This window comes from Kitasatospora sp. MY 5-36, from assembly GCF_001182915.1.
Taxonomy (GTDB): Bacteria; Actinomycetota; Actinomycetes; order Streptomycetales; family Streptomycetaceae; genus Kitasatospora.
Window position 1 is genome coordinate 1 of the sequence record NZ_LFVW01000812.1, and the last position, 4,186, is coordinate 4,186.

Consider the following 4,186-nt stretch of genomic DNA (forward strand, 5'->3'; position numbering starts at 1 on the left):
GGCGTTCAGGATGTCGGACAGCAGCCGGTCCATGGCGCCCTCGGCGCCGAGGGTGACCGCGACCACGGCCGGGCCGAGGGCCAGCCAGCGCTCGGCGACCGCCTCGGGCCGCTCGCCCGGGTAGAGCCAGTCCAGGTCCTCGTCGCTGACCTTGACCAGGTCGCTCAGCGCCACCCAGCGCTCGACCCGGCGGACGGCCCCGGCCCGGTCGCCCATCAGCGCCGGGCGCACGTTCGGGTCGTAGCTGATCCGCGCGTGCCCGCGCCAGCGCTCCACCAGGGCCAGCACCGAACCCGCGCCGGGCTCGGTGACCGCCGCGATCGAACCGAGGTGGATCGCGGCGGGCGGCTCGGCGAGTTCGGTGGGCGGGAGCGTCCAGTGGATGTCGAAGGTGTAGCGGGCCCGCCCCTGCCCGTCCAGCTCCACCACCGCCGAGGGCGTCCGGGCGACCTCGGCGGCCCGGACCCGCACCCCCGCCGACTCCAGGTGCCGCCGGATCAGCAGGCCGTTGGCGTCCGGCCCCAGTTCGGTGAGCAGGGTGGCCGGTCGGCCCAGCCGGGCGAGGCCGTACGCGACGTTCGCGGGGCTGCCGCCGGGGTGCACCCGGTCCGGGACGTCACTCGTTCGGACGATGTCGGCGACGCACTCGCCGATCACCAGAACGGGCGAGGCTGGGCTGGTCACGGCGGCTCCTGGCATCCGGTACGCGGGCGTCGTCTCGACCGCCAAGCCTACGGGGTGCGTCCGGGCGCACGGCGCCCGGGCAGGAAAGTACGGCCGCCGGACCTGGCCAGGTTTTCCGACGGCCGTGGCTCGTCCGTCAGGGGACGATGCACTCCTGACGTTAGACCGCGTACGGGCGCCGCGCCATCACCGTGGGCCGTCCGGGGGACACGGTGTGTCGCCGGACCGAGCTCCGCCGTCGCACCATGCCGCACCGTCGGACCGCGCCGATCGCGCCCGCGCCGGCCCGACGGTCCACTAGCATCCGTGGGCCAGGCTCTCCCCGTCCCGGGGGCTCCGCCTCCGCTCCCGCTCGTGAAGTGCGGTGATCACCCTTGTCCAGGCCCCTCCGCCTCCTCAGGCCCTTCAGGCTCTTCAGGCCCCGCGCCCGGCTCGTCCCGTCACTCACGCTCAGCGCGGTGCTGCTGTCCGCGAGCGTGCCGACGGCCGGCGCCGCCGACGGGCTCGGCGATCCGGTCTTCCCCTCGCTCGGGAACACCGGGTACCGGGTGCTCGGGTACGACCTGGCCTTCGACTACCGGGACGGGCCCCGGACGGTGGACGGCACGGCCGTGCTCACCGTCCGGCCCGACCGCGCGCTCGCCCGGCTGGACCTGGACGCGCTCGGCCTGGCCGTGCGCGCCGTCCGGGTCGACGGGCGGCCGGCGGGCTTCGCCGCCCACGACGAGAAGCTGACGGTCACTCCGGCCAGGCCGTTCCGCCCTGGCGCCGTCGCCCGGCTGACCGTCGAGTACACCGCCGACCCGCGCGCCGCGCTGCCGCACACCGGCTGGGTCCCCACCCCGGACGGCTTCGCGGTGGCCGGCCAGCCGAACAGCGCGCACACCGTCTTCCCATGCAACGACCACCCCAGCGACAAGGCCCGGTTCACCATCTCCGTGACCGCCCCGGACGCTCTCCTCGGCGTCGCCAACGGCGAGTTGACGGCCACCGAACGGCGCGGCGACGGCCGCACCACCCGCCGGTACGTGTCCCGCGAGCCGATGGCCACCGAGCTGGTCCAGGTCTCGGTCGGCGACTACACCGTGCGCGAGCGCACCGGCCCGCACGGCCTGCCGCTGCGCGACGTCGTGCCGACCGCGCGCGCCGCCGAACTGGAACCCGCGCTCGCCCTCACCCCCGGCCAGCTCGCCTGGGCCGAAGCGCACCTGGGGCCCTTCCCGTTCGAGACGTACGGGCTCCTGCCGGCCAACACGGACGATCCGGCCGCGTTCGCCTTCACCGGCCTGGAGACCCAGACGCTCACCCTCTACAAGCCGAACTTCCTGCGGCAGGCGGAACCGGCGATCGGCTCGCACATGATGCACGAGCTGGTCCACTCCTGGTTCGGCAACAGCGTCTCCCCCGCCAGGTGGTCCGACCTCTGGCTCAACGAGGGCCACGCCGACTTCTACGGACTGGTGTACCGCTACGAGCGCGGATGGCCGGACGCCTGGGGCTACACCACGCTGACCGACCGGATGCGCTACCTCTACGGGCTGGGCGACCAGTGGCGGCACGACTCCGGGCCGGTCGCCTCCCCCACCGCCGCCGACCTCTTCGACAGCCAGCGGTACACGGGCGGCGCGCTGGTGCTGTTCGCGCTCCGGGAGAAGGTCGGGGCGGCGGCCTTCGACCGGATCGAGCGGGCGTTCCTGCGCACCTACCGGTCCGGGAACGCGACCACCGAGGACTACGTGCGGACGGCCTCGGCGGTGTCCGGGCAGGACCTGCGGGGCTTCCTCGACGACTGGCTGTACGGGCTGCGGACGCCGCCGATGCCCGGTCACCCGGACTGGGTGGTGGGCCCGGTGGGCCTGGCGGGGGCGGCTCCGGGGGCTCCCGGGGCGCCGGTTCCCGGGGCGTCGCTCTGGGAGGGTGGGGCCGCGGTGGCGGGCGGGCCCGCGGTGGCGCGGGGCTCCGGAACGCTCTGACGGCGCGGCTGGGACTGCTGGTGCACGCCCGGCGCGCCGCCGTGCGTCCGGTCGCGGCTCGCACGCCCCTGACCGGCAGGGGCGGGTGGGGCCATGGTGGTTCCCACGGCCCGCCCGCCGCCCGGCAGAGTCCCGGTCGGCTCGCGGGCCGTCCAGGGTTACGCTGCCGGCATGTCCGATCAGGGAAGCTACCGCCGCGAATCCGCCCGTGTCCTGTTGATCGACGAGCTGGACCGCCTGCTCCTGCTGAAGTTCCATGTCGACCCGGACGCTCCCGAGAGCGGTCACGGATGGTGCACGCCCGGCGGTGGTGTCGAGGACGGGGAGACCCTGGCAGAGGCGGCAGCCCGCGAGCTTCGCGAGGAGACCGGCCTGTCCGTGGAGCCGGAGGCCTTGCGGTCAGCCGTCGCGGAGACCTCCGGATACGCGGATGTCGGCTGGGCCGAAGGGATTTTCCGGGACGTCTTCTTCCGGCTTCGCGTCACGGGCCACCAGGTCGATGTCAGCGGCCAGGAGGCGAACGAGCGCAAGTACCACGCCGGCTATCGCTGGTGGTCCGTCACCGACCTCGCGGCCACCGGCGAGACGGTCTACCCCCTCGGCCTCGCCGGGTTGGCGGCCGAGCTGGTGGCCGGGCGTGTCCCCACTGACCCGGTCCAGCTGCCCTGGCACCACTGAGGGCCGCCGGCCGGGCACGCCGCTCGGGCACGCCGGGCCGTAACCCTTCCGGCGCAGCGTCGTTGGACCGGCCATGAAGAAGCGCAGCATGCTTGCCGTCGCCTCGATCGCCGTCGGTGTCGTGGCCTCCCTCACCGCGCCGAGCGCGCACGCCAGTGCCGTGGGCGGGCAGGAGGGACTGCCCGGGCCGCTGAGCAGCGCTCCGGACCTGGTGCCCGGGCAGGTCGGTGACGCGGGCGGCGTCCTCGGGGATGCCACGGGCTACGTGACCGGGTCGGCGAACGGCCTGGTGGCGGCCACTCCGGCGTAGTCCCCGCCCATGGCTCAGGACATCGGGGCTCCGAGGTCCTGGGTCCAGTAGGGGGTGCCGGCCGCGTTGGTGGCGAAGCCGACGCCGATGTCCTTGAATCCGCAGTCGAGCATGTTGGACTGGTGGATCCCGCCGTCCATCCAGCGGGCGAAGACGGCGGCCGGGGTGGTCGGGCCCCGGTCGAGGTTCTCGCCCCACTGGGACCAGCGGTAGCCGGCGGCGGTGATCCGGGCCTCGGTCCGGACACCGTCCGGGTTGACGTGGTCGAAGAAGCCGCGGGTGGCCATGTCGTCCGCGTGCTTCTGGGCCGAGCCGTGCAGCCGGGGGTCGATCCGCAGCGGGGCGCAGCCGGCCCTGGCGCGTTCGGCGTTGACCAGGTCCACCAGCTGGCGCTCCGGGTTGGGCTGCGGTGTCGCGGTGGCGGTGCGGGTCGCGGTCGGTGTGGCCGTCGCCGTGGGCGTCGGGCTCTCCGCGGGCAGCGGGGTCGGCACCGGTGTCGGGGCGGTGGCGGCGGGTGCGGCGGCGGCCGTCGGGACGTCCT

5 protein-coding genes are annotated in these 4,186 nt (G+C 74.8%); 3 read left to right on the forward strand and 2 right to left on the reverse strand.

Features of this window, described 5'->3' with window-relative positions; genetic code table 11:
- A partial coding sequence (locus AE652_RS36540) for a PfkB family carbohydrate kinase (RefSeq protein ID WP_234348666.1) occupies window positions 1-684 on the reverse strand: 684 nt, incomplete at its 3' end.
- A 458-nt stretch (window positions 685-1,142) separates the two neighbouring features.
- On the opposite strand from AE652_RS36540, the gene AE652_RS36545 reads away from it, so the two are divergent.
- The 3 genes from AE652_RS36545 (at window position 1,143) to AE652_RS36555 (ending at window position 3,645) form a co-directional block, all read left to right on the forward strand.
- Window positions 1,143-2,657 (forward strand): M1 family metallopeptidase, encoded by a 1,515-nt coding sequence (locus tag AE652_RS36545; RefSeq protein WP_234348667.1) that lies wholly within the window; start codon window positions 1,143-1,145, stop codon window positions 2,655-2,657.
- A 171-nt stretch (window positions 2,658-2,828) separates the two neighbouring features.
- Window positions 2,829-3,335: an NUDIX hydrolase gene (locus AE652_RS36550; RefSeq protein WP_049659363.1), complete on the forward strand. Its 507-nt coding sequence runs from the start codon at window positions 2,829-2,831 to the stop codon at window positions 3,333-3,335.
- A 73-nt stretch (window positions 3,336-3,408) separates the two neighbouring features.
- Window positions 3,409-3,645 (forward strand): hypothetical protein, encoded by a 237-nt coding sequence (locus AE652_RS36555; protein WP_049659354.1) that lies wholly within the window; start codon window positions 3,409-3,411, stop codon window positions 3,643-3,645.
- A gap of 14 nt (window positions 3,646-3,659) precedes the next feature.
- On the opposite strand, the gene AE652_RS36560 is transcribed toward AE652_RS36555, so the two are convergent.
- Window positions 3,660-4,186, reverse strand: a 527-nt coding sequence (locus AE652_RS36560; protein ID WP_049659356.1) for a CAP domain-containing protein, incomplete at its 5' end; no start/stop codon positions are given.

Coding starts and splice junctions, on each gene's coding strand:
- AE652_RS36550 (WP_049659363.1), top strand. CDS start 2,829: ATGTCCGATCAGGGAAGCTACCGCCGCGAATCCGCCCGTGTCCTGTTG.
- AE652_RS36555 (WP_049659354.1), top strand. CDS start 3,409: ATGAAGAAGCGCAGCATGCTTGCCGTCGCCTCGATCGCCGTCGGTGTC.